Here is a 22,842-nt window from a genome sequence, read left to right on the forward strand (position 1 = left end):
TACTTACGAGATGTAATCCTGAGCCTCTTGCACCTCAAAAAGTGGCCGGTGTTGCGCTCGGTTAGAAAGTTCTCGGCTAATCCCTATCCTCTACTCAAGCTAATCCGAGGGTTGTGATAAAAGCCTGCTCATCTGCAAACCTCTGACCAATTGCCTTGAAATCAGTAAGAATTTATATCCCAGGGCTTTGCCAAGATGAGAGACCGCTTGCCCAGAGCGGGCGTTACATGAAAAGGGCTGTTTTGTGCTGCTTGCCACAATTTAGGATACGGGTTCTTCCGGATCAGGCCAGGCTTCCTGTTGGAGGGGCGCAGGGGAATAGGGGGCTCGAGGCTGCCTCCATGCGCCCCAGCCGGGATCGGACTCAGGCGAACTGTTCTGCTGCCAGCATGGCCACATCAATGGCTCTTTGTACGGCCTGATCCTTGGCTTCCAGGATGGGTTGTTCGGCCCGGGTGCGCTGGGCAATGATGCCGCAGATGCAAGCTGCAGCGAACCCGTATACATTCCCCATCTTGAACAGGGTTCCGGCCTCCATCTCGTAGTTGAGTACCCTCAGGTTGCGATACTCTTCGGTGATGCCCTGTAGCGTCCGCAGCAGATGCGGGTTGGCCGAACCGGTGCGCTCCTGTCCTTCGTAAAAGGTATCCACCGAGGCGGTGATACCCACAGCATGGTCAATGCCCAGCCGTCTGGCGGCCTCTACCAGTGCTACGGTGAGAAAAGGGTCGGCGCTGGCAGGATACTCGGGTGGTGCAATATCGTTCGCGGCCCCCTGGCGACACAGAGCGGCCTTGGAGATGACCACGCTGCCCGGGGGCACATCGTCTTGAATGGAGCCGCTGGTACCTACGCGAATGATGGTACGGATACCGACCTGCACAAGCTCGTTTACCACGATGCTCAGACTGGGGGCGCCCATGCCGCTGGTAGCCGAGAGGATGGGGCGTCCGTTGGGCAAAAATCCCAGGTAACTGTGGAGCCCCCGGTTTTCTGAAAGCGTCTTGACCTGGCTCAGCCTGGTTCGAGCAATCAGGGTAGCCCGGCTGGGGTCTCCGCTCAAAATGGCCAGGGTAGGAGGGGTGTCGCCCAGATCCTCGGGTCCAAAGCCGATGTGGTAAAGCGTTGGCATGGGCTCATTATGGCACTTCTTCGGTGCGGGCAAGAGCCATCCGGCTATGGGAAGGCTTTGTCCTGGGCAGTGCCGTGGCGGCCTATCCAGGCGGCCACGTTTGTGATGAGCGCGATATGCTCGAGGGTGTGGAAAGCGTGACTGCCAGGCCAGGCAAGGACAAAAAGGTGCGCAATTTCTACCCAGGGCTGTTTGCGGATGAACTGGGCTCAACGCCAGAACGTCCGGGGGTGGTACGGGTGTTCTCGGCTCAGATGGAGTTCCTGGGGGTGGGCTACTACGACCCCAGGAGCCGCGTAGCCCTGCGGATCTACCGCTTTGAGGATGGACCGCTGGACAGGCAATTCTTTCTTCGCCGGTTTGCGCGAGCCAGAAAAAAGCGGGCCAGACTGGGCGAATTTCACCGGCTGGTACACGCCGAGGCGGATGGGCTGCCGGGGCTGGTGGTGGATCGTTTTGGGGGGGTACTGGTAGTGCAGGTGCGCAACCGCGCCATGGAGGCTTTGCGCGAGAGTTGGCTCCCTGCCCTGGTTGAAGCTGCTACTCCGGACGGCATTTACGAACGCTCCGACATGGACAGCCGCCGACAGGAGGGGCTACCGGAGAGGGTTGGTGTGCTGTATGGAGAGGTGCCGCCGGTATTGGAGGTACACGAGGATGGGCTGGTTTTCCAGATCCCCATTGCCCTGGCGCAAAAGACCGGCTACTACCTCGATCAGCGCGAAAACCGCCGGTTGCTGGAACAAATGGTAGAGCCGGGCCAGCGCGTGTTAGACGTGTATAGTTACGTGGGAGCCTTCGCCTTGCGGGCAGCTCGCAAGGGGGCCTACGCCCTGGCGGTAGACAAGGACCTCGAGGCCCTGGGGGTGCTGGATCGCACCGCCTCCCGGCTGGGGCTGCGAGTAGACATTCGTCAGGGAGATGCCCTGGCTGTGCTGGGAAGCCTGACCCAGAGCAAAACCCCACCCTTCCAGCACGTGCTGCTCGACCCGCCCACCCTGGTCAAGAAGCCCGACGAGTTACCCAGGGTCAAGCGGCTCCTGGTGGATTTACTGCGGCCTGCTTTGCGGCTTCTGGATGTTGAGGGGTGGTTGTGGCTCTCGAGCTGCGCCTACTACCTGGGGGTGAACGAGTTACTCGAGGTAACTCGCCGGGCCGCTGCCGATGAAGGCCGTCGTCTGCGGGTTCATGCCATCCACTACAACCCCCCCGATCACCCCTGGAGCCTGCACGTGCCGGAGTCGCTCTACCTCAAGACGGTTCTCTTCCAGGACGACTCATTGTAGCTGGGGCCGGTATCCCCTCCAGGGCCAATCGTCCTACACTGGAGTCATGGCTCAGGCTTTGCCCATCCGCAGCGACATTCACATCCACGTAGAGGTGGTCTATGCCGAGCAGCACTCGAGGCCCGGCCAGCATGTGTTTGTCTATTTCATCACCCTGGAAAACCGGGGCTACGAGACCGTTCAACTGCTGAGCCGCGAATGGTTCATCCACGATGGCAACGGCGAGGTCGCGCATGTGCAGGGCGAGGGGGTGGTGGGTGAAAAACCCATCCTCGAGCCGGGTCAGCGCTACCAGTACAACAGCTTTTGTCCCCTTGCACACACGCCGGGCTTCATGCAGGGGTATTACACCTTCCAGAACACCCTGGGCGAGCTGTTTCGCGTTGAGATTCCGGCCTTTGCGCTCAGGCTTCCAGAGTCAAACCCCCGCACCCTCAACTGATACACGGTCTATGGTCAAAGCGGGCAACCTCCGCCCTGCGCGACTGCTAGGCTGGTAGGTATGAGCACGTATCCCTGGCAGGTCAAGTGGCCGCTGTTTGTGCTGTCGCCCGAGCTCCATCTCGAGGATGCCAATGGGCGCAACCTGCTCACCTTCAAGCAGAAAATTTTCACCCTGCGCGAGGCTACCTCGGTTTTTGCCGACAAAAGCAAGAAGCAGTTGCTCTATACCCTCGAGGCCGACCGGGTGATGGGTTTTGGGGCCAGGCATTTCATCAAGGATGCCACCGGCCAGCTGGTGGGCAGCTTTGAAAACGACGGTTGGAACTCGCTCTGGCGTACCCGCTACTTTGTCAAGGATGCCCAGGGCAACGTGATCTACCACGTACAGGAAGAGAACCCCTGGATCAAGGTGATCGAGGGCATCGCGGGCATCATAGACGACATTCCGTTGATTGGATGGGTGCTGGCCGGGGCGTTGCTTTACTTCCTTAACCCTACCTACCTGGTGGTTGACTCCTACGGCCAGAACCGCTACCGCATCCGCAAGCAGCGCTCCTTCTTCGAGCGGCGTTTTTTGCTCGAGCCCATCGAAGCGGTGCCTGAAGAATGGGAAGCTTTTACCCAACTGGCTGTGATGCGACTGGTTCAGTTGGAGCGGCATCGGGGTTGAGATTTGCAGGGCGGCATCGTCACTCAAAATGCTCGTAAAAAGCCCGGTACTGCACACGCCCTAGCTGCTGATGCAGTTCTCTGGCTATGCCAGGGTGCTTGTTCTGGGCCAGCCAGGTTGCCAGGTTTTCAATCAGCTCATCGGCCTCCAGATGGTATAACTCGCGCCGCAGCCGCATTTCTACCAGCCCTGCTTGAAAACCCAGGCGGGCCTCGAGCACCTGATGAACCAGATTCCAGATGGCGTCGTGGTCGGCCTGGGTACGGGGGCCCGGTTTGCTCGAGGGCCAGGGCTTGGGGGGCTGGAGGTTCAGGTTTAGCGTTGCAGGGATGCGCTTTGTCCAGGCAATCAAGGTCTGGCGGGTGGGTTCAAAGCCCACCGGAGGCTCGGCCCTCAGGCGGATGACGCCATTCTGAAACAGCGTGATGTGCAGAATTGCACGGTCTTCCAGGGCCAGAACCCCCGAGAAATGCCTGCGCTGGAACTCCCTCCGCAACTCGGCGAAAGGGGCCTTCAGGGGCTCGTCCACCTGCACAATCACCCCATCCACCGCGGCCAGGGCCAGGGTTTGGCGGGCTTCGTCGAACGGGTAGACCGAAAAAGTGGCCTGCAGGGCGGTCTGTTGAATTTTTGCTGCTACCTGGCTGGGGGAGTGCTCTTTCCAGGCCAGATAGATCAGTGTGCCCTGGTGGTAGAGCAGCCTGGCCAGCTCGCCTCCAGGCAGCTCCACAATCACCAAACCCGAGAATTCGGCGTACCGGAGAGCACCCTCGAGCCAACCCCAACGCTTCCCCGCCACCCGCTCCACCGGCGGCTTACCCCGGATTAGCAGGCGTAGCACAGAAAGGATGTTGCTTGACGAGGGTTGCGCCTCCAACTCAATCTCCTAATTTTCTGTCCAATACAACTGTCTATCCGTCAATATACGGCTTTTGTGAAATCCAAAATGCAAATTTTGAACCGGGAGTCTGCCATTTCCGTCCCGGACAAAGTAATTTCTTTTCGCTTTAAATGGATTGCCCTCTGCTAGGGTACTGAGGATGTCTGGCCTGTGCTGGAAGCCCGCCGCAAGCGATCCATAATAGCCCGGCCCAACCCCTCCTCGGGCACCGGCTCAGCATAGATGGCCTCCAAACCCAGCCGGTCAAGCTGGTGCAGGGCCTCAAATAAATGGGCCGCCGCTTCCAGCATGTTGCCCGTTGGCGACAGTACCTTGACCACCTTGAAACCCTTGGGCACATCCCGAAAGGCCAGGTAACCGCTTTGCTTGCGGGCCTCCTGGGGAATGCTTTCTGGAGGGGCTATGCGAATGGGCGTGCGCGGTGCATAGTGCTGTGGCAACTGGCCGGGAACCAGGGGTTTATGCGTTTCGCCTACCTGTAACTCGAGCGAGCCCACTGCCTCCTCGAGGGCTTCAACCGTTATCGCGCCGTAACGCAGCAGGACGGGCCTTTCTGCTAGCAAAACGATGGTGGATTCCACGCCATAGGTTGTCCTTCCGCCGTCCAGGATGAGGTCTACCCGTTCCCCCAGCATGCGCTCGACGTGCTCGGCCCGGGTTGGGCTCAGATAGCCAAACGGGTTGGCGCTGGGCGCGGCTACCGGCACCCCTGCACGCCGTATCAGCTCGAGGGCGACCGGATGAGCGGGCATCCGCACCGCCACCGTGGGCAGCCCCGAGGTCACGATGCCCGGAACCCGCTCCGACCTGGGCAGTACCAGCGTGAGGGGGCCGGGCCAGAAGCGCTCCATCAGTTTTTCGGCCATGGCCGGAACCTCCCGCACCAGCTGCTGTAGCATCTGCCGATCTGATACATGAACGATGAGGGGATCAAAGCTGGGACGCTCTTTGGCTGCAAAGATTTTGGCCGCAGCCGTGGCATCCAGTGCATTGGCCCCCAGGCCATACACGGTCTCGGTGGGAAAGGCCACCAGGCCGCCGCTGCGGATGATCTGGGCGGCACGCTCGAGGTTTTCGGGGGTGGGGGGCACAACCATACAACCCCGACATGATAGCAGAGCCCCTGGGGCTGCGGATCCGGGGAGTGACGGGGCGGTACACTAAGGGTGTATGAGCTGGTTTCAGCGCCTCAAGGAAGGCCTTAGCAAAACCCGTGACAACCTGATCAAATCGGTTCCCTGGAGTCAGAGCCCTGAGGAGGTGCTGGAGGAACTCGAGTTCGCCCTTATTTCTGCCGACGTGGGCGTTGAAGCCACCCAGGAGGTGCTGGCAGAAGTGCGCCAGTCGGGCAAAAAAGACCTGCGTGAAGCCCTCAAGCAAGCCCTCACGGTGCAGCTCGAGCCCGACCGCTTCCGGGCCAAAATCCGCAAGGCCGGCTTCAACCCAAATGCCAGAAAGTCCACCGTAGAACCCCAGGGTAAGGTCATTTTGATGGTGGGGGTGAACGGAGTGGGCAAGACCACCACCATCGCCAAACTGGGCCAGTATTACCAAAGCAAGGGCAAGAGCGTGATGTTCTGCGCGGGCGATACCTTCCGTGCGGCGGGGGGAGCCCAGCTTGGCCTGTGGGGCGAGCGGCTTGGCATCCCGGTCATCCAGGGCCCCGAAGGCTCCGACCCCGCAGCCCTGGCGTTTGATGCGGCCTCGGCCCGCAAAGCCCGGGGCCTTGACCTGCTGCTGGTAGACACCGCAGGCCGCCTGCACACCAAGCACAACCTGATGGAGGAGCTGGCCAAGGTCAAACGCTCCATCGCCAAGGCCGACCCCGGCGAGCCTGCCGAGGTCTGGCTGGTGCTGGATGCTGTTACGGGACAGAACGGCCTCGAGCAGGCCAAAAAATTCAACGAAACCGCCGGTCTGACCGGGGTCATCGTAACCAAGCTCGACGGCACCGCCAAGGGGGGCGTGCTGGTGCCCATCGTGCGGGAGTTGGGCGTGCCCATCAAGTTTATCGGCGTGGGCGAGAAAGCCGACGACCTGCAGCCGTTCGACGCGGGCGAGTTTGTTGAAGCCTTGCTGGGCTGATTGCACCCCGTGGCACCCCTTAACCTTCACGAGCTATACCGCCCCCTGGCCTCCGGAGCGCACTCCGGCGAGGTAGCGGGCATTCCCTACCTGCTCCAGCCGAACTTCCCCCTGCTGCTGGCCAATACCGCCTTTGGTTACGCCGAGGCCGCACGAAAAGAGCTCGAGGCCCGTTTTTGTGCCATTGGGGCGCCGCCTGCTTTCACCGTGCAGGAGGGCCAGGACGCCTCTGCGCTGTTGGCCCTGGGCTACCGGCCCTCGGCCATTTTCGAGGTCTGCCAGTCCAAACCCAGCCCCCGCGCCTACTGGACGGAACAGGTGCCCTGGTCGGAAGCCTGGAGCATCTCGCGCATCCTCACCGAGGCCTACCGCACCCCCGAGTGGCGATTTCCTTTCTCGCATGCAGTGGGCAAGCTGCTCCAGAACCCCCACAGCCAGGCCTTTGTGGCCTATCTGTATGGCGAGGCTGTGGGTGCCATCCTTACCCACCAGGAGGTGGGGCTTCTGGCAGGGGTCGTGCCCGGGCGGCTGGGCAATGGGGTCGGCGCTGCTTTAATAGGGCGCATCCATCCCCGGCCTTTCATACGTCTGGCCGGAACCGAGGCCGAATTCCCAGGTCAAGTGCAAAGCCGCCTGGTGCGCTACGCTTATCAACAAACCAACCTGAGCCCCTTACCTTCTCCCCTGGCGGCAGAAGATATCGACACCCCGTCGGCAGTATAGGAGATAAGCGTCGGAGACGTCATTAATTGCGTCTGGGGTGTCGCAGGGTAATATGCCTCCTGAGCATTTAACCCAGGCTCTTGCCATCTGCCAGGAATCAATGGTTACGGCCCCCTCACCGAGCTACACTGGGTTGCCATCAACAGTGTCTCAACCGGCAAAATGAGCGCCGAGTGTGCCTGTGGAGTCGCCACCCTCTCCCGCAGGGAGCGGAGGAAAAGGGGAAAACGATAAAAGCCTGGCTTTTAGCTTTAGCCTTGGGCTTTCGGCTACTTCGTTAGCTGAACGGGGCCCGGCCAATCCGCCGGACGTTCCCCTAGCCCCAAACGCCAGGCCACCCCCTGGGCACAGCGTTCGGCGGCCCTACCATCGCCATAAGGGTTGGGCCGGTTGCGCATGGCCTCGAGGGCCGCCTCATCCGAGAGCAAGGTGTCAATGGTGGCATAAACCTGCTCGGGGTCGGTGCCGGCCAGCTTCAGGGCTCCTACTGCCAGCCCCTCGGGCCGCTCGGTGACGTTGCGGAGCACCACCACCGGCACCCCCAGGGTAGCCCCGCTCTCCTGCACGCCGCCAGAGTCGGTAATCAGCAGGCAAGAGCGCTTCATCAGACCCGCCATCGCCCCGAATTCCAGCGGCTCGAGCAGGGCAAAGTTGGGCAGCCCTTCCAGTTCGGGATAGACCGCTTCGCGCACGGCGGGGTTCAGATGCACTGGATACACAAAATAGCAGTCCGGGTGGGCCCTGGCTGCCCGTGCCAGGGCCGCCGCCAGCTCGCGCATGAAGGGGAGGTTCTCCCGTCGGTGCATGGTCACGCCCACGATGCGCTTGTCTTCGGGTAAGGGTGGGGGGGTGCCGCGCTCACTGGCATACAGCACAGCATCTACCTCGGTCTGGCCGGTCACGATGATGTTTTGTGCGGGCTTGCCCTCGCGCAACAGGTTTTCCTTGGAGGTGGGGGTGGGGGGCAAGTCCAGGTCGGTGAGTACGTCGGTCAGGCGGCGGTTGGCCTCTTCAGGAAAAGGTTCCTGCATGTTGAAGCTGCGCAGGCCAGCCTCCACGTGGGCCACTGGAACCTGCTCGAAGAAAGCCGCCAGGGTTACCGCGAAGGTGGTCAGGGTATCGCCGTGTACCATCACGTAGTCGGCCCGCAATTCCTTGAGTTTTTTGGCTGCGGCGGGCACGATGCGCCCCATCAGGGCGGGTAAGGTCTGGCGGTCGGTCATTACCTGTAGGTCGGCATCGGGCACAATGTCAAAAACCCGCAAGGCATCCTCGAGCTGGGTGCGGTGCTGCCCGGTTGAGAGCACGATGGTCTCGATGCCCGCCTGCTTGCGCATAGCAAAGATCACCGGGGCCATCTTGATAGCCTCGGGGCGGGTGCCAAAGGCCAGCACTACCCGTTTGCCCATAGAGTCTCCTGGTTGTCGCATAAAGACAATACATTCATGCCGCATCACAGTGTACACACTCTTTCCGAGGGGCGGAAAGTTGGTGGTGTTGGAAGCGCTGTGAGGTTCTATTTCAGTATCAAATACACCGACGTGATATTCGTACACCTCCCGATTTCTAGTCTAGGAGGTATAGACCTCGAGCCTCCTCCTTGCCTTGTAGGTAGGGTGGGGGAGGGTCTTGGGCAAGGCTTGGAGCTAACCGTCTGTGTATGTGCAAGGAACGAAAATTCACCAGATTCGGCCTGCATCAGATGGCAAGTCGGGGCCGTGATGTTGCCTTTAACGCTATCGTAATAAGTGTATCCGTATAAGCTTTTTTATTGAATAAACAGTTTCAGGGGCAACTCTTTTGAAAAAGGCCATCCTTTGCGTTTATATCCAACCGGCGTTATGTGGTCGTTACTTCGTTAATCGCGTCGCATTTTGCATGGCATACTGACACTAATCCTCTACGATTATCTATATCTCACTGTGATCTACGTGAGGGTTTTTGCACCTGGGTAAAATTGCTACGAAAGGAGATTATGGCACAGCACGGCGGTTCTTGGGCAGTTTCACAAGAAGACAGCCAGCGTGCTGGCGCTGGATTGGGAAAACGAACCTCTGTGTCGGTGCCGCTGATTTTGTGGCTTACAGATGTATTGGCACTCGAACTTTCGCTGGGCCTAGCTGTGCTCGTGCGGGGGGTTCTCTCAGGGTTTTGGCCACATTCCTTGACCTGGAACGATTATACCCTTCTGGGCCTGATACTCGCCGCCTTCCCGCTCGGCTTTCTGTTCTGGGCACTGTATCCCGGCTATGGCATTCATCCCGTCGAACGAATGCGTCGCACCTTCCTGATTACCGTTCTGCTGTTTGCCCTCACGGCGGTGGTTTTTGCCATTTTGCCGGCCAGCCGAGCCTCGGTGGGCCTGGTGCTCATTGCGGGCATGTTTGCTGTCTTGCTGGTACCTCTCTTGAATGCGCTGGCCCGAGAGCTCCTGATTCGAGCGGGCTGGTGGGGTTATCCGGTGGTGATTTTAGGCGCTGGTCTGATTGGGGCAATGGTGGCTCGAGCCCTCCGCCAGGAGCGCTACCTGGGGATGGTGCCGGTGGCCTTTTTAGACGACGACCCTCAAAAACAAGGCCGGGTCATTGAGGGGGTTCCCGTGGTAGGCCCGCTCAACCTGGCCGAGCAGGTGCGCGAGCAAGGGGTACAGGAAGCGCTGGTGGCCATCTCCAGCATTGGCCGGGCCAAACTCAAGGAACTGGTGCACCGGCTGCCGTTTCTTCATGTCACGGTCATACCGGATCTGGGCGAGCCCACCATTGACTGGTTCTCCGTGCGAAGCCTGGGCCGGATTCATGGCGTGGCGGTTCGTAAAAATTTGCTCCTGCCCCGGAACCGCGCTATGAAATGGTGGATGGATCGACTGCTGGGCTGGCCACTCTTCGTGCTCAGCCTGCCCCTGATATGGTTGCTGGCTTTGTGGGTGCGTCTGGTCAGTCCGGGTTCGCCCTACTTCACCCAGACTCGAGAAGGCCTGAAAGGCAAGCCCATCAACATCCTCAAGCTGCGCACCATGTACCCCGATGCAGACCAGCGCCTCGAGTGTCACCTGGCCGAAAACCCTGAGGCCAGAGCTGAATGGGAGCGCTCTTTTAAGCTCAAACGAGACCCGCGTATTCTGCCCGGCGTGGGTTACTTCCTCCGCAAGACCAGCCTGGACGAACTCCCGCAGCTTTACAACGTGGTGCGCGGGGAGATGAGCCTGGTGGGGCCGCGTCCGTTTCCGGCGTATCACCTCGAGCGTTTCTCGCCCGAGTTCCGCGAACTGCGTCACAGTGTGCTGCCGGGCATAACCGGCTTCTGGCAGGTGCTGGCCCGCTCCGACAGTGACCTCAAACTGCAAGAGGAGCTCGATACCTACTACATCCGCAACTGGTCGCCGTGGCTGGACGTATATCTGCTGTTTCGCACCGTGATGGCTGTGCTGGGCGCCAAGGGAGCCTATTGAATGGAGGTCGGGAAATTGAAGATCGAGCGAACCAATGTGCTGGGGGTGGGTATCAGCGCCATCAATATTCCAATGGCCCTCGAGGTTCTGGACGCCTGGATTCGGCAACAACACCGCACCTACGTCTGCATCACCGGGGTACACGGGGTTATGGAAAGCCAGGCCGACCCCGAACTACGCAAAATCCACAACCAGGCGGGGCTGGTCACGCCCGATGGCATGCCGATGGTCTGGATGAGCCGCCTGGCCGGGCACAAGCACGTAGACCGGGTGTACGGCCCCGATCTGATGCTGGCCGTTTGCGAGGCTTCTTTGCAGAAGGGATACCGCCATTTCTTCTATGGTGGCAGCGAAGGTGTACCCGAGCTGCTGCGCGACAAACTCCAGGAGAAGTTTCCGGGCTTGCAGGTGGTGGGTACCTATTCCCCCCCCTTTCGCCCCCTGACCCCCGAGGAGGACGCCGCCATTGTGGCCCGGATTAACGCGGCTCGGCCCGATATTGTCTGGGTGGGCCTCAGCACCCCCAAACAAGAGCGCTGGATGGCCGCCCACCTGGGCAAAGTGCAGGCGCCGGTCATGATTGGGGTGGGGGCCGCCTTCGACTTTCACGCAGGTCTCAAGCCACAGGCCCCGCGCTGGATGCAGCGGAGCGGGCTGGAGTGGTTTTTTCGCATGGTTACAGAGCCCAAGCGGCTGGCCCGACGCTATTTGCAAAACAATCCCAAGTTCGTGATGGCAGTGCTGATGCAAATGCTAGGCCTGCGTCGCTACAAGTTAGATGCCTGAGGAGGAAAAGCATGAAAACAGCTCTCGTTTGCGGTGCAGGTGGATTTATTGGTGGGCATTTGGTCAAGAAACTCAAAGCCCAGGGCTACTGGGTGCGGGGGGTAGACCTCAAACGCCACGAGTACTCGGAAAGCCCTGCCGACGAATTTGTGGTAGGCGATCTGCGCGACCCCCGCCTGGTAGCCGAAGTCATTGACCGCAAGTTCGACGAGGTTTACCAGCTGGCCGCCGATATGGGGGGCGCCGGTTTTGTTTTTACCGGCGAGAACGATGCCGCCATTATGCATAACTCGGCCCTGATCAACCTGAACGTACTGGAGGAGCTGCGCCACAAGGGGGTGGGGAAGGTCTTTTACTCCTCTTCAGCCTGCATGTACCCCGAATACAACCAGCTCGACCCCTCTAAGCCCGTTACCGCCGAGGACTCGGCCTATCCGGCTATGCCCGATAGCGAGTACGGATGGGAGAAACTCTTTAGCGAACGCCTCTACTTCGCCTACCACCGCAACTATGGTATGGATGTGCGGGTGGCCCGCTTCCACAACATTTTCGGCCCCGAGGGTACCTGGGAAGGGGGCCGAGAGAAGGCTCCGGCGGCCATGTGTCGGAAAGTGGCTGAGACCCCAGACGGCGGCGTGATTGAGGTGTGGGGCCCCGGCACGCAGACACGTTCGTTTTTGTACATTGACGAGTGCCTCGAGGCAGTAGAGCGCTTCATGCGAAGTGACTACATCGGCCCCCTGAACATCGGTTCAGAAGAGATGATCAGCATCAACGACCTGGCCCGGCTGACCATCGAAATTTCCGGTAAAAACCTGAGCATCCGCAACGTACCAGGCCCGGTAGGGGTGCAAGGGCGCAATTCCGACAATACCCGCATACGCGAGAAGCTGGGCTGGGCCCCTCACCGCCCGCTGCGCGAGGGGATGGAGCGCACCTACGCCTGGGTAGCCGAGCAGGTGGCCAAGAAGCAGAAGGCCAAAGAGGCTGTGGCACAATAAAATCGGTCTGGATCAGACCCCGGCTTTGGTCGGGGGTCTTTTTGCGGCTTCTAACCTATCTTTCAAGCCGATGCGCCAAGCTACAAGGGTGCACTGGATTATCTGGATTGCGGCTTCCACTCTCTTGTTTTCACTGGTTCTGGCGCAGAAGTTGCGTTATATCCCTACCCAGCCCTATGTTCGCGAGGTGGGTGAGTGCAATCCGGCCCCACCTCCACGAAACCCCAGTGAGCAGTCCAAGTGGGAAGAATGGCCGGGCTATCGGGAACGCATTTCAAGGCTGGCCCCGCATCTGCTGGGTGAACCCGATGCAGCTTTGCTGATGCCCGTGCAGGGGGTTCGGGTGCGGCAGATCTGGGATAGCTTCGGGGCCATTCGCCCCGGGGGCCGCCGCCATGAAGGGCAGGACATTTTCGCCCGGCGGGGTACCCCGGTCTATTCGGCTACGGAAGGCTTTGTGGTGCGTATGGCCTATGGCCCGGTGGGGGGGTTGCAAATTTTCGTGCTGGGGGCGGGTGAGAAGCGCTACTACTACGCTCACTTTGACCGCTTCGCGCCAGACCTGCGGGAAGGGGACTGGGTGACCCCCCAAACCCTGCTGGGCTACGTGGGCAATACCGGCATCGCTCGAGGTACGCCGCCCCACCTGCACTTTGGCATCTACGAAGGCGGGCGCGAAACCTGCGACTACCGCGCCCTCGACCCCCTCCCCCTGCTGCGTGACCGCAACTGGCAAACCCTGGCAGGGCAATAAGGAGCCCACCCTTCGTGAACAAAGGCCTGGTTCTGTTGCTCTTATTCGTCCTGAGCGCCTGCGCATGGCCGCGCTCGAGCCAGCCCAATCCTGGAAGCCAAGCGCCCAACGAAAGCCCTGGAACCGGCTGGACGCACTGGGACGACTACGCCCGCCTGCTGGCCCAGCCCCTCGACAGCGAACTCCTGATGCCGGTGCGGAAGGTGCGGGTGCGCCAGGTGACCGATACCTTTATGGCGCCCCGCCCCGGTGGGCGCTTGCACGAAGGCCAGGACATCTTTGCCCCCAGGGGAACGCCCGTCTACTCGGCCACCAACGGCCTGGTCATCCGAATGGGTTATGGGCAGCTGGGTGGGCTCTACGTGATGGTCTTGGGGCCAGGAGGGCGGCGTTACTACTACGCCCACCTCGACCGGCATGCCGATGGACTTCAACCAGGCAACCTGGTGACCCCCCAGACCCTGCTGGGTTATGTGGGCAACACCGGCAATGCCCGCACCACGCCGCCGCATCTGCACTTTGGGGTGTATGGGAGCTGGTGGCGGCTGGAAGACCGGGTGATTAATCCGCTGCCCCTCCTTGTGAACCGCAACTGGCAGACCCTGGAGGCCCTCGAGGGGAATGCGGACAACCCGCAGAGAAAGGGCGAAAGCCCAAAGCCGAGGGCTGAAAGCCAACACTGGCATGACCGCAACTAAACTCTTAGCGCACAACGCTAAGCTGCTGGGCTGTAAAACCTATCACCGATTGATGACCTGGCCTGTTCTGGGTTGCAGCAGTCCTGCCAGCAGAGTAATCACCACTGCCAGCCCCGCTACCAGGGCAAACGACACCCGCAGCGAGGTGGCGTGGGCAATCAACCCGATCACCGGCGGCCCTGCCAGAAAGCCCAGATAGCCCAGGGTCGCTACCGAGGCCAGCGCAACTCCGGGTTGCACCCCCGGTACACGCCCTGCCGCGCTAAAAGCCAGGGGGAACAGGGTGCAGTAGCCCAGCCCAATCATCACAAAGCCCAGCAAGGCCACCTCTGGGCGGGCAGCTAACAGTGTTGTGATGAAGCCCGCCGCAGCCAGCAGACCGCCTCCTCGGGCCAGGGCCACCGGGCCGAAGCGATGGGTGAGGGCATCGCCGGTCAGGCGCCCCACCACCATAGCCACCGAGAACGCCGAGAAAGCCAGCGCCGCCACGGCCTCGCTACTGCCAATCACCTGCTTCATAAAGACCGCGCTCCAGTCGCCCACAGCACCCTCACCCAGGCCAGTGCAGAATACGATCAAACCCAGGCCCAGAAGCACACCTTTGGGCCAGACAAAGCGTGGCCCGCTCGAGGCAGGCCGAACCTCAAACAAATGCCGGGAAGCCCAGAGCATCCCCAGCGCTGAGGCCACCGCCATCCAAATGAAAAAAGGGAGCGGCCCCATCCCCGCAGCGGCGGCTGCACCGCCCAGGGCAGCCCCAAGCAGGCCCCCCAGGCTAAAGAGCGCGTGGAAGCTGGACATAATGGGCCTTGCGTAGCGCCTTTCGGCTTCCACGGCCTGGGCGTTCATAGAGATGTCCATGGCCGCGTTGGCGAAGCCAAACACGAAAAGCGCCAGGGCCAGCGTCCAGCCACTGGGGGCCAGGGCCAGTAGCGGTAGCGAAAAGCAGTTGCTCAAAGCAGCGAAGGTCAGTACCGGGCGGCTGCCCAGGTGGGCAATCAGCCAGCCGGTGAGGGGCATGGCCAGCACCAACCCCACCGGTGCGCCCAACAGCACCAACCCCAGCTCACCGGTATTGAGGCCCAGGCTTTGCTTGATGGCCGGAATGCGCGAAACCCAGGCTGCCAGAATGAAGCCACAAACAAAAAAAGTCAGGTAGATGGCGAGTCTGGCCAGGGGCAGGTTGTCCGGTCTGGGGGGCATCGCATTCACCGCATCAATCCTTTCTTGACCAGAACTGCTGGCTGGAAGCCCCCAAACGGAGCTTTGCTCCCTCGAGCCACCTATGCATCTCACCTTCGGTAAAACTCACCTGGCCAGCCTCTCGATCAGGTCGCGGTGCTGGGGAAATTGCCGGATGAGCTCCGCTTGTTGGGCCAGCTCAAAGTCGGCAAAGTCAAAACCGGGGGCCATGGTGCAGCCTACCAGGGCAAAGGTCCCGGGTACATCCAGGCTGGCCGCAAACCAGTAACCCGCAGGAACAACTCCCTGAAAGGTTTGCCCCTGGTGGGGCTTTGGGCCCAGATGCAGATATGAAAGCTCTCCCTGGGGCGAAATCAGCCAGAGGGTCAGTGGGTGACCGGTGTAGAAGTGCCAGACCTCGTCGCTCCCCAGCCGATGAAAGGCCGAAAAATCTGGGTGTTCCAGTAAAAAGTAGATGGCAGTCGAAAAGGGCCTTTGGCCCTTGTAGCGGTGGGGCAGGTGGGGCTCGGCGATGGCCTCGCTGGCGATGTAGGTTTGACGGTAGAACCCCCCCTCCGGGTGCGGTTCTAACCCCAGATAATCCACCCAAAATTTCGCACTATTCATGCTGAATCTACCCCCTAGGCTGGATTTCAAAATAGATGACGAGGGTCTCGGCCCAGGGTGTTGCCGAGCTGTGCGGGTACAGTGGCAAATATACACTGACTGGGGCCTACCGGCGGCGCTTGCCCGATCGTAGCAGGCCGCCTGAATCGGGCCAGATGCCATCGGCGATCAGGTGCAGCCACTGCGAGGCATAATACCCTAACACCAGTGCCCACACGATTTCCTGGGGCGGTGCTTTGAGCTGGGCTTGCAGGTTGAAGTTGAGGCCCACGTAGCCCGCGATGGCGGTAATGACCCAGTACAGCACCACCCCCATCGCACCCAGGTACAGCAGGCGCGTTAAGGGCCCCACAATCCAGGTGTGTGAAAGCCCCCGGTGGGCAAACATCCAGCCGTAGGGAACCCAAAGCCAGCCCAGCCAACCCCAGCGCCCCTTGGCCCGCACCTGTTGTTCGGCCAGGTCCAGGTCGGGGGTAATCAGGAAAGTTCCAACCAAAAAGCTGCTAACAAAGGCCACTGCGACAGGTTGGGAGATGGCAACTTCCTTTTGGTAGGCCCAGTAGGCAGCGGAGGCCAGTCCCAACACGCCGACATTGATAGCTTCGTGAACACGACCTGAGGGCACCTGCGTAGTTTACGGTTTTGGACAGCTAGAAGGGTCGCAAGCGAACATTTTCGGTAAAAGCCAGAGAACCAGGGGAGGGCTGTTGTGATAGTGGTTGCACGCCCTTGCCTTATGCATAATTTTGCGAAGCGTTCCCGATTATTTTGTCTTTATCAGAATATCTGTTAATTTCCTGGTGATAGTAGAAAATCGAAAATCTACTCCATATGACCAGGTGATATTTAACCAATCTCGAGAAACCAAGTTAGGGACGGCAGTATTGGATAGAACCAAAATACCTCAGGGGATCGGTCTCATCTATACCTCCTGGGGTTCTGCTACACTTTGTAGCCGTGACCGTGGAGGCTCGGACTGCCCCCAAACGCGAAGTGATCCTCGAGGCAACCATCCGAGTCTTAAGAGACCGGGGGTTGTCGGGCCTAAAAGTCGAGGAAGTAGCCAGGGAAGCCGAAGTCGGCAAAGGCACGGTTTATCTTTATTTCCAGGATAAACAAGATCTGCTGAAGGCGCTGGTGGAACACCACACCTTCTCCTACTACCGAAAAGTAGAAGAAGTGGTGAACCGTAGTGGCTCCTTCCGTGACCGACTGGCCGAGGTGTTGCGGCTTCGGATTGACTGGGTAGAGGAGTGGCGTGGTTTGTGGGCAGCGGTAGCACGGGAGGCCCATCCTGTGGATACCGCCGACTGGCTCAAGGGCATGCACGAACATTACCAGCATTTGCTGGAAAAGCTGGTGCAGGACGGCAAGGCCAGAGGAGAGGTTCGCGCCGAACTGGATACCAGCCTGACTGCTGCCAGTATCGCGGCCCTGGCCTGCAACCCGCAGCTCGAGTTTCCACGGGAAGCCTACCTCGAGCACTTGCTTGGGGTGTTGTTGAAAGGAGTGGCGTTGTGAGCGAATACCGTCCAGGAGATAAGGTTGTGTTGCCGCCGTATGGTGTAGGTGTGGTGGCGGGGATCGCCCAGCGTTCGGTTGCTGGTTCGGACAAAAGCTATTATCAAGTGGACTTTCCCGGAACGCGTTCCAAGGCCTATGTGCCTGTAGAAGCTCCGCAAACCACCCGTCTGCGTCGGGCCTTGTCGCCGGATCAGGTAAATGAAATTCTGGCTCTACTGCGCGAGGGCCGCCTGCCCCTGCCCCGTCAATGGGCAGCCCGCCACCGCAAGACCACCGAGATTCTGGCCGACGGCGATCCCTTCCGTATTGCCACCCTGGCCGGCCAGCTCAGGGCCTGGGAACTCGAGAAGGGCCTGCCCGACCTTGACCGCCAGGCTTTGCGCCGGGCCATGCATCTGCTGGCCGAGGAAATTTCCCAGGTGATGGATATCAGCCTGGACGAAGCCCGCAAGCTGTTTGAAGAGACTGTAGGCGAAAGCCTCAACTAAACTAACTGCCAAGCCAGCCTATAAAAAGTCCCCCCTGGGGGGCTTTCTTATTCGCCCCATCTGGATAAATATTCATCAAACGATATAATCCCTGCATGAAGCAGGTAGAGGGTTGGTTTACGGGGTATCGGAGCCCAGTATTTGACGAGGTATTCGATGCCAATGGGAGGCCGCGTAACCATTATGTCGAGGTGGTTCATCGCTTCAATGAGCTGGGGCTCGAGGACTTCCAGCGTCGTCGGGCCCTGACCGAACTGGCTTTCCGCAACCAGGGCATCACCTTCCAGGTCTATGGCGACTCCTCGGCTGCCGAGCGGCCTTTTCCGCTGGATATTCTTCCAAGGGTTATTCCTGCTTCGGAGTGGCGGGTAGTGGAACAGGGGCTCATTCAGCGGGTCAAAGCGCTCAACTTATTCCTGAACGACATATACAATGGGCAGCATATTCTCTCCGATAATGTGCTGCCGCCAGGGCTGGTGCTCAACCATCCGCAGTACTATCGGCAAGTCCACGGAGTCAAGCTGCCGCATGCGGCCTTTACCCACGTGGCCGGGATTGACCTGGTGCGCGATGAGAAGGGGCAGTACCGGGTCTTGGAAGACAACCTGCGAACCCCCTCGGGGGTTTCGTATGTGCTTTCCAACCGTCGGGTGATGAGCCGGGCGTTTCCCCAACTGCTGTCCAAAGCCAGGGTTCGCCTGGTCGAGGACTACCCCGATATGCTGCTCAGCACCCTCAAGAGCTTGTCACCCCGCGATGTGGCCGAGCCCTGTGTGGTGGTGCTGACGCCAGGCCCCTTTAACAGCGCCTACTTTGAGCACATGTTCCTGGCGCAGCAGATGGGGGTGGAGCTGGTAGAGGGCTCGGATTTGTTTGTGGACGAAGGGCGGGTCTGGATGCGTACCACGGCGGGTCGGCAGCAGGTGGATGTGATCTACCGCCGTATAGACGATGACTTTTTGGATCCCACTGTTTTTCGGCCCGACTCGGTGCTGGGGGTGCCGGGGCTGGTCAAGGTCTACCGTGAAGGCCGGGTGGCGCTGGCCAATGCCATCGGTAATGGGGTGGCCGACGACAAGGCGCTGTATGCCTATGTGCCGCGCATCATCAAGTATTACCTGAACCAGGAGCCCATTCTGCCGAATGTCGAGACCTACATCGGGGCTGAGCCCGATGGAGCCGACTACATTCTCTCGCACGCCGCCGAACTGGTGATCAAGAAAGTGGATCAGTCGGGGGGGTATGGAATGCTCATCGGGCCACACGCCAGCAAAGCGGAAGTGGCCGAGTTTGTAGAGAAAGTGCGGGCCGAGCCGCACAATTTTGTGGCCCAGCCGGTGGTGGGGCTTTCGACCAGTCCCACCTTTGCCGAGGATACCCAAACTTTCGAGCCGCGCCACATTGACCTGCGCCCCTTCGTGCTGGTAGGGGAAAGCATTAAGGTGTTGCCGGGTGGGCTCACCAGGGTTGCGCTGCGACGGGGTTCGCTGGTGGTGAACTCGTCGCAGGGTGGGGGGTCGAAGGATACATGGGTGCTTTCATGAAGGGTGAGCTGCAGAGTTGGGAGAAAAGTTTCCACAGGCCTATTGCTGTTTTGCCCTGGCGCCTTTTGTTGCCGTGTTCCCACCAAACGGAGTCGTGATGCTGAGTCGAATCGCTGAAAACCTGTACTGGCTGGGCCGTTACATTGAACGAGCCGAGAATACCGCGCGGTTGCTGGACGTGAATTACTACGCGGTGGCCGAAGCCCCAGTAGAGGGCATTGCGCCTGGCTGGTGGGGGCGCATTCTGCGGGCATTGGAGGTGGAAAACCTCGAGCCCACCGAAGAAACCGTGGTGCAGTGGCTGGCTTTCGACTTGCAAAATCCCAGCAGTATTCGCAGTTGTGTCTGGCGGGTGCGGGAGAACGCCCGTACCACCCGATTCCATCTGAACCTGGAGATTTGGGAGGAAGTCAACCGGCTTTATAACCAGTGCTATCACAACACCGAGCAGGTGATGGCCCAGGAGAGTTTGCACGAATACTGTGTAACGGTGCGGGAAGCCAGCCACCAGATGATGGGCATTGCCGAGGCAACCCTGCCGCGCGATCTCGGCTTTTACTTTATGCGCTTGGGGCGCTACCTCGAGCGTTCGGATAACATGCTGCGGGTGTTGCAGGCGTACATTGGTGGGGGTGAGATGTCCAGGGAGGCCGAGATTCAGAACCACTTCAACCGCTCCCTCTTGCGCAGCGTAGGGGCGCTGGAAGCCTACCGCAAGGTTAATCACAATACCCTCGAGCTGCCCCGCATCGGCGAGTTTCTGCTTTTGAACAGCGACTTTCCCCGCAGTGTGCGCTTCAGTGTGGATGGCCTCAAGCGGGCTGCCGAGGCGGTGCGTCGCCACAGCGACGGGGTCGGTAGGGAAGCCGTCCGCAAGGTGGGCAAGCTCTCCGCCACGCTGGAATATCTGGAAAACGCCAACCAGGTCTTCAAAAAGCGCGATCCCGATCTGGAGGAGTTGCTGGAAGAACTGGCCAACATTCATGCGGAACTGAGCCAGGTGTATTTTGGCTACTGATGCAAGCGGACGCTAGCGCATCAGGTTTATCGCTCCGTTCTGAATGACTGAAAAAAACATACCGAGAACGGCCCTCTAGGGGGCGCATGGGACACCATCCAGAATGTGGACAAAACCCCTGTTTTGGCTACTGGGACGATCGAAAATCACTCGGGTATTGCGCCCGGAGCATGATTTTCCGGCGCAGTCTGGATTCATCTCTAAACCGAATACAGGCGTTAGCTCTTGGCGAGCGGTGTTTGCAAAGCCTCCACCTTGACCAGCACATTCAGGCTTTCCTTGCCCCCACCCCGGCGCAGCCCTTTGAGGGGTGGGCAGTCGTCGTAGTCGCGCCCGTGGGCTTTTTTGACGTACTGTTCGGTGACGATGGAGTTGTTGGTGGGGTCGTAGCCATACCAGCCCGAACCGGGCACAAAGGCTTCAACCCAGGCATGGCTACCCTCCGAACCCACCCCCGTAGCCAGATACCCCGAAACGTAACGGGCGGGAATGCCCACACTGCGCAGCACGGCCAGCATGGCCTGGGCATAATCCTGGCAAACCCCGGCCCGGCCCTCGACAAACTGGATCAGGGGGGTGTCTACCTGGGTGGCTTTGGTGTCGTAGTTGAAAAAGCGATTAAGGTGTTCGGTGACTTCCAGCAGGTAGCCGTGCAGGTCTTCGCGGGGGCTGGGGCGGCGCAACTCCAACAGCTCGAGCCAGTTGTAGTGCAGGGGTACACGGGGGGTGGGCGCTAGAAATTCAAAAAAACGAGATTCTAGACCGCTCAAAACCTGTACCGGCACCACGCCCGGTTTTGGAACCGCAAATGTGACTACTTTGGCCTGCATTTCTACCCGCAGTTGCTTGTGTGGCTTGGTGACATGAAAATCGTAGACCCGGTTATGAAAATAATCCTGTCGGCTACGGGGCATTGAATCGGGTTCGATGTTCAGGCGAAACTCCAGGAGCCCCTGGCGGTGGTCGTCTACCGGATAGAGCCACAGCTCATTGAAAGAGTCCCGCGCTTCATCGGGGTAGAAATACTCTGTCAGGTGGTACACCGATAACAACACGGCTAACAGCCTATCAAAAAATTCAGGGGGCAGGGTCGGACTATAGGCTTTACTCAGGACTCGAGCCTCGCGTTCACATCTTCACGCCAGGGCAGCGAGGACTGGGCACCGACCCTGGTGGCTGCCAGTGCCCCGGCCACGCAGCCGCGCTGGACAGCCTGGGGCAGGGCCTTCCCTTCGCAGATGGCGGTGGCCAGCGCACCGATAAAGGCATCCCCGGCGCCGGTGGTGTCTAACACTTCAACCTTAAGAACCGGCTGATGGCCCGAACCCTCCGGCCCAACCCATACGGCTCCTTGCTCGCCCAGGGTAATCACCACGGTCGGGGTTTTCTCCGATAGTACCCTGGCAACCTCGAGGGCCATTTCGGGCGAGTCGGGCAAGACCCCGGTCAAGCCCAGGGCTTCGCTTTCGTTGACCACCAGGATATCTACAGACTCGAGCAGTTTATCGGGCAGTTTTTGTGCGGGTGCAGCGTTCAGGATGACCTTTGCTCCGGCTTGTTTGCCCAGCTCGGCAGCTTTTCGCACGGTATCGAGGGGAATCTCGAGCTGTAGCACCACCACCTGGGCGCCCTCGAACTCCGCCGGAGAGAGATTCTCGGGCCGCAGGCGGTGGTTGGCCCCCGGCGAGACGATGATGGTGTTTTGCCCCTGGTCGTTCACCGCAATAAAGGCCACACCGGTGGGGGCCGCAATGGGAATGGTGGCGTTCACGTTGATGCCCTCACGCTTGAGCGCATTGCGGAGCTGGTTGCCAAACTCATCCTGTCCCACCCGCCCAATCATCCGCACCCCTGCACTTTGGGCTGCTGCCAGGCCTCCCTTGCCTGGTGTCTGAGGGCGGCCCAGCATGCGTGCTGCGGCCACGGCCTGATTGGCGCCTTTACCGCCGTGGTGGGTCTCGTAGTCTGAGCCCAACAGGGTTTCGCCCGGAACCGGATGCCGCTTGACCCTCACCACCAAGTCCATGTTGATGCTGCCCACCACAACAATGCTCATGGTGCATAGCTTACAAGGGCCAAAAGCCCAAAGACCAAGGCTGAAAGCCAAAGATGAGTGTTGTGGGGGTTTACAGGTTAACCAACATCGAGGGTCTGCGGTTTTTAGCTAATCACTGGTGCTAGTTGAAAAGTAGCGGGAGAAAGGAATAGGGTCTGGTGTATGCGGCCAGACCCGAGATGCATTCTATCGCTGGAAGACGTTGCTTTGGTGATGTACGTTGGGGTAGACGATGCCCTGCGTTCGAAGGCTGAACAGCATGAACATCAACAAGCCAAGCTCAGCCTTAGTGAGTTGGTCACCATCGGGCTGATGTTCAGCCTCAAAGGCGGCTCATTCCGCCGGTTCTACCTGTGGCTGGTCGCCAACCTGGGTGACTGCTTCCCCCATCTACCTGAACGCACCCGTTTGCAGCGACGACTACTCCAGTACCAAGCTTTGGTCGTACATTTTCTGGCCGAACCCAGCTTGTTCT

At 59.9% G+C, this 22,842-nt stretch carries 23 protein-coding genes and 1 pseudogene; 15 read left to right on the plus strand and 9 right to left on the minus strand.

Annotated elements, in window-relative coordinates; all coding sequences use genetic code 11:
* Positions 1-364 precede the first annotated feature (364 nt).
* Positions 365-1,132 (minus strand): nucleoside phosphorylase, encoded by a 768-nt coding sequence (locus J3L12_RS14960; protein WP_208015858.1) that lies wholly within the window; start codon positions 1,130-1,132, stop codon positions 365-367.
* 116 nt (positions 1,133-1,248) lie between these two features.
* On the opposite strand from J3L12_RS14960, the gene J3L12_RS14965 reads away from it, so the two are divergent.
* Genes J3L12_RS14965 through J3L12_RS14975 form a run of 3 tightly spaced genes read left to right on the plus strand, consistent with a single transcriptional unit; the run spans position 1,249 to position 3,532 of the window.
* Positions 1,249-2,418 (plus strand): class I SAM-dependent rRNA methyltransferase, encoded by a 1,170-nt coding sequence (locus J3L12_RS14965; RefSeq protein WP_208015877.1) that lies wholly within the window; start codon positions 1,249-1,251, stop codon positions 2,416-2,418.
* A gap of 46 nt (positions 2,419-2,464) precedes the next feature.
* The gene (apaG, locus tag J3L12_RS14970; RefSeq protein ID WP_208015859.1) at positions 2,465-2,860 is read left to right on the plus strand and encodes a Co2+/Mg2+ efflux protein ApaG; all 396 of its coding nucleotides are present in this window, start codon (positions 2,465-2,467) and stop codon (positions 2,858-2,860) included.
* A gap of 60 nt (positions 2,861-2,920) precedes the next feature.
* A complete protein-coding gene (locus tag J3L12_RS14975; RefSeq protein ID WP_208015860.1) occupies positions 2,921-3,532 on the plus strand; it encodes a hypothetical protein in 612 nt (203 codons plus the stop codon).
* A 19-nt stretch (positions 3,533-3,551) separates the two neighbouring features.
* Here J3L12_RS14975 and J3L12_RS14980 read toward each other — a convergent pair whose 3' ends face one another.
* Positions 3,552-4,373 (minus strand): hypothetical protein, encoded by an 822-nt coding sequence (locus tag J3L12_RS14980; protein ID WP_208015861.1) that lies wholly within the window; start codon positions 4,371-4,373, stop codon positions 3,552-3,554.
* 185 nt (positions 4,374-4,558) lie between these two features.
* Entirely contained in the window at positions 4,559-5,530 is a 972-nt protein-coding gene (locus tag J3L12_RS14985) for an L-threonylcarbamoyladenylate synthase (RefSeq protein ID WP_208015862.1), read from the minus strand.
* A 73-nt stretch (positions 5,531-5,603) separates the two neighbouring features.
* On the opposite strand from J3L12_RS14985, the gene ftsY reads away from it, so the two are divergent.
* Positions 5,604-6,518: a signal recognition particle-docking protein FtsY gene (gene ftsY / locus J3L12_RS14990; protein ID WP_208015863.1), complete on the plus strand. Its 915-nt coding sequence runs from the start codon at positions 5,604-5,606 to the stop codon at positions 6,516-6,518.
* Between the two features lie 9 nt (positions 6,519-6,527).
* Positions 6,528-7,241 carry a hypothetical protein gene (locus J3L12_RS14995; RefSeq protein WP_347708918.1) on the plus strand — a complete coding sequence of 238 codons (714 nt, stop codon included), beginning with the start codon at positions 6,528-6,530 and terminating at the stop codon, positions 7,239-7,241.
* Between the two features lie 269 nt (positions 7,242-7,510).
* Here the strand turns inward: J3L12_RS14995 and wecB are convergent, their stop codons facing one another.
* Positions 7,511-8,650, minus strand: a complete 1,140-nt coding sequence (wecB, locus tag J3L12_RS15000) for a UDP-N-acetylglucosamine 2-epimerase (non-hydrolyzing) (RefSeq protein WP_208015864.1) — start codon at positions 8,648-8,650, stop codon at positions 7,511-7,513.
* Between the two features lie 566 nt (positions 8,651-9,216).
* On the opposite strand from wecB, the gene J3L12_RS15005 reads away from it, so the two are divergent.
* The 5 genes from J3L12_RS15005 to J3L12_RS15025 all read left to right on the plus strand — a co-directional run bounded on the left by J3L12_RS15005 (position 9,217) and on the right by J3L12_RS15025 (position 13,928).
* Complete coding sequence (locus J3L12_RS15005; RefSeq protein WP_243455290.1) at positions 9,217-10,689, plus strand: exopolysaccharide biosynthesis polyprenyl glycosylphosphotransferase; 1,473 nt, start codon at positions 9,217-9,219, stop codon at positions 10,687-10,689.
* On the plus strand, positions 10,690-11,475 hold the full coding sequence (locus tag J3L12_RS15010; protein ID WP_208015866.1) for a WecB/TagA/CpsF family glycosyltransferase: 786 nt from the start codon (positions 10,690-10,692) through the stop codon (positions 11,473-11,475).
* Between the two features lie 11 nt (positions 11,476-11,486).
* Positions 11,487-12,476: an NAD-dependent epimerase/dehydratase family protein gene (locus J3L12_RS15015; RefSeq protein ID WP_208015867.1), complete on the plus strand. Its 990-nt coding sequence runs from the start codon at positions 11,487-11,489 to the stop codon at positions 12,474-12,476.
* An 88-nt stretch (positions 12,477-12,564) separates the two neighbouring features.
* Positions 12,565-13,230 (plus strand): M23 family metallopeptidase, encoded by a 666-nt coding sequence (locus J3L12_RS15020; RefSeq protein WP_347708919.1) that lies wholly within the window; start codon positions 12,565-12,567, stop codon positions 13,228-13,230.
* 14 nt (positions 13,231-13,244) lie between these two features.
* Positions 13,245-13,928: a M23 family metallopeptidase gene (locus J3L12_RS15025; RefSeq protein ID WP_347708920.1), complete on the plus strand. Its 684-nt coding sequence runs from the start codon at positions 13,245-13,247 to the stop codon at positions 13,926-13,928.
* Positions 13,929-13,970: 42 nt separating this feature from the next.
* On the opposite strand, the gene J3L12_RS15030 is transcribed toward J3L12_RS15025, so the two are convergent.
* From J3L12_RS15030 to J3L12_RS15040, 3 genes are all read right to left on the minus strand, one after another.
* On the minus strand, positions 13,971-15,131 hold the full coding sequence (locus J3L12_RS15030; protein WP_208015879.1) for an MFS transporter: 1,161 nt from the start codon (positions 15,129-15,131) through the stop codon (positions 13,971-13,973).
* Positions 15,132-15,236: 105 nt separating this feature from the next.
* Positions 15,237-15,737: a cupin domain-containing protein gene (locus tag J3L12_RS15035; protein ID WP_208015869.1), complete on the minus strand. Its 501-nt coding sequence runs from the start codon at positions 15,735-15,737 to the stop codon at positions 15,237-15,239.
* A 106-nt stretch (positions 15,738-15,843) separates the two neighbouring features.
* Positions 15,844-16,362, minus strand: a complete 519-nt coding sequence (locus J3L12_RS15040; RefSeq protein ID WP_208015870.1) for a metal-binding protein — start codon at positions 16,360-16,362, stop codon at positions 15,844-15,846.
* A gap of 332 nt (positions 16,363-16,694) precedes the next feature.
* Here J3L12_RS15040 and J3L12_RS15045 point away from each other — a divergent pair, with 332 nt between their 5' ends.
* The 4 genes from J3L12_RS15045 (at position 16,695) to J3L12_RS15060 (ending at position 20,311) form a co-directional block, all read left to right on the plus strand.
* Complete coding sequence (locus J3L12_RS15045; protein ID WP_208015871.1) at positions 16,695-17,258, plus strand: TetR/AcrR family transcriptional regulator; 564 nt, start codon at positions 16,695-16,697, stop codon at positions 17,256-17,258.
* Positions 17,255-17,749, plus strand: coding sequence for a CarD family transcriptional regulator (locus J3L12_RS15050; RefSeq protein WP_208015872.1), 495 nt, complete (start codon positions 17,255-17,257; stop codon positions 17,747-17,749). The genes J3L12_RS15045 and J3L12_RS15050 overlap by 4 nt, the downstream gene beginning before the upstream one ends.
* Positions 17,750-17,844: 95 nt before the next feature.
* Positions 17,845-19,293: a circularly permuted type 2 ATP-grasp protein gene (locus J3L12_RS15055; protein ID WP_208015873.1), complete on the plus strand. Its 1,449-nt coding sequence runs from the start codon at positions 17,845-17,847 to the stop codon at positions 19,291-19,293.
* 97 nt (positions 19,294-19,390) lie between these two features.
* A complete protein-coding gene (locus J3L12_RS15060; RefSeq protein WP_208015874.1) occupies positions 19,391-20,311 on the plus strand; it encodes an alpha-E domain-containing protein in 921 nt (306 codons plus the stop codon).
* Positions 20,312-20,529: 218 nt separating this feature from the next.
* Here J3L12_RS15060 and J3L12_RS15065 read toward each other — a convergent pair whose 3' ends face one another.
* Both J3L12_RS15065 and rbsK read right to left on the minus strand, forming a co-directional pair.
* Positions 20,530-21,366, minus strand: coding sequence for a transglutaminase family protein (locus tag J3L12_RS15065; RefSeq protein ID WP_208015875.1), 837 nt, complete (start codon positions 21,364-21,366; stop codon positions 20,530-20,532).
* Between the two features lie 53 nt (positions 21,367-21,419).
* Positions 21,420-22,367 (minus strand): ribokinase, encoded by a 948-nt coding sequence (gene rbsK / locus J3L12_RS15070; protein WP_208015876.1) that lies wholly within the window; start codon positions 22,365-22,367, stop codon positions 21,420-21,422.
* Between the two features lie 162 nt (positions 22,368-22,529).
* Here rbsK and J3L12_RS15075 point away from each other — a divergent pair.
* Positions 22,530-22,842, plus strand: a pseudogene (locus J3L12_RS15075) (hypothetical protein); the annotation flags it as partial.

The organism is Meiothermus sp. CFH 77666 (assembly GCF_017497985.1).
Lineage (GTDB): Bacteria > Deinococcota > Deinococci > Deinococcales > Thermaceae > Meiothermus.

What these genes read in the sequence shown, in the direction of transcription:
- J3L12_RS15055 (WP_208015873.1), top strand. Translation starts at nt 17,845, where the DNA reads ATGAAGCAGGTAGAGGGTTGGTTTACGGGGTATCGGAGCCCAGTATTT.
- J3L12_RS15015 (WP_208015867.1), top strand. Translation starts at nt 11,487, where the DNA reads ATGAAAACAGCTCTCGTTTGCGGTGCAGGTGGATTTATTGGTGGGCAT.
- apaG (WP_208015859.1), top strand. Translation starts at nt 2,465, where the DNA reads ATGGCTCAGGCTTTGCCCATCCGCAGCGACATTCACATCCACGTAGAG.
- J3L12_RS15060 (WP_208015874.1), top strand. Translation starts at nt 19,391, where the DNA reads ATGCTGAGTCGAATCGCTGAAAACCTGTACTGGCTGGGCCGTTACATT.
- J3L12_RS15010 (WP_208015866.1), top strand. Translation starts at nt 10,690, where the DNA reads ATGGAGGTCGGGAAATTGAAGATCGAGCGAACCAATGTGCTGGGGGTG.
- J3L12_RS14975 (WP_208015860.1), top strand. Translation starts at nt 2,921, where the DNA reads ATGAGCACGTATCCCTGGCAGGTCAAGTGGCCGCTGTTTGTGCTGTCG.
- wecB (WP_208015864.1), bottom strand. Translation starts at nt 8,650, where the DNA reads ATGGGCAAACGGGTAGTGCTGGCCTTTGGCACCCGCCCCGAGGCTATC.
- J3L12_RS14985 (WP_208015862.1), bottom strand. Translation starts at nt 5,530, where the DNA reads ATGGTTGTGCCCCCCACCCCCGAAAACCTCGAGCGTGCCGCCCAGATC.
- J3L12_RS15030 (WP_208015879.1), bottom strand. Translation starts at nt 15,131, where the DNA reads ATGCCCCCCAGACCGGACAACCTGCCCCTGGCCAGACTCGCCATCTAC.
- J3L12_RS14965 (WP_208015877.1), top strand. Translation starts at nt 1,249, where the DNA reads ATGCTCGAGGGTGTGGAAAGCGTGACTGCCAGGCCAGGCAAGGACAAA.
- J3L12_RS15005 (WP_243455290.1), top strand. Translation starts at nt 9,217, where the DNA reads ATGGCACAGCACGGCGGTTCTTGGGCAGTTTCACAAGAAGACAGCCAG.
- J3L12_RS14960 (WP_208015858.1), bottom strand. Translation starts at nt 1,132, where the DNA reads ATGCCAACGCTTTACCACATCGGCTTTGGACCCGAGGATCTGGGCGAC.
- J3L12_RS15035 (WP_208015869.1), bottom strand. Translation starts at nt 15,737, where the DNA reads ATGAATAGTGCGAAATTTTGGGTGGATTATCTGGGGTTAGAACCGCAC.
- ftsY (WP_208015863.1), top strand. Translation starts at nt 5,604, where the DNA reads ATGAGCTGGTTTCAGCGCCTCAAGGAAGGCCTTAGCAAAACCCGTGAC.
- rbsK (WP_208015876.1), bottom strand. Translation starts at nt 22,367, where the DNA reads ATGAGCATTGTTGTGGTGGGCAGCATCAACATGGACTTGGTGGTGAGG.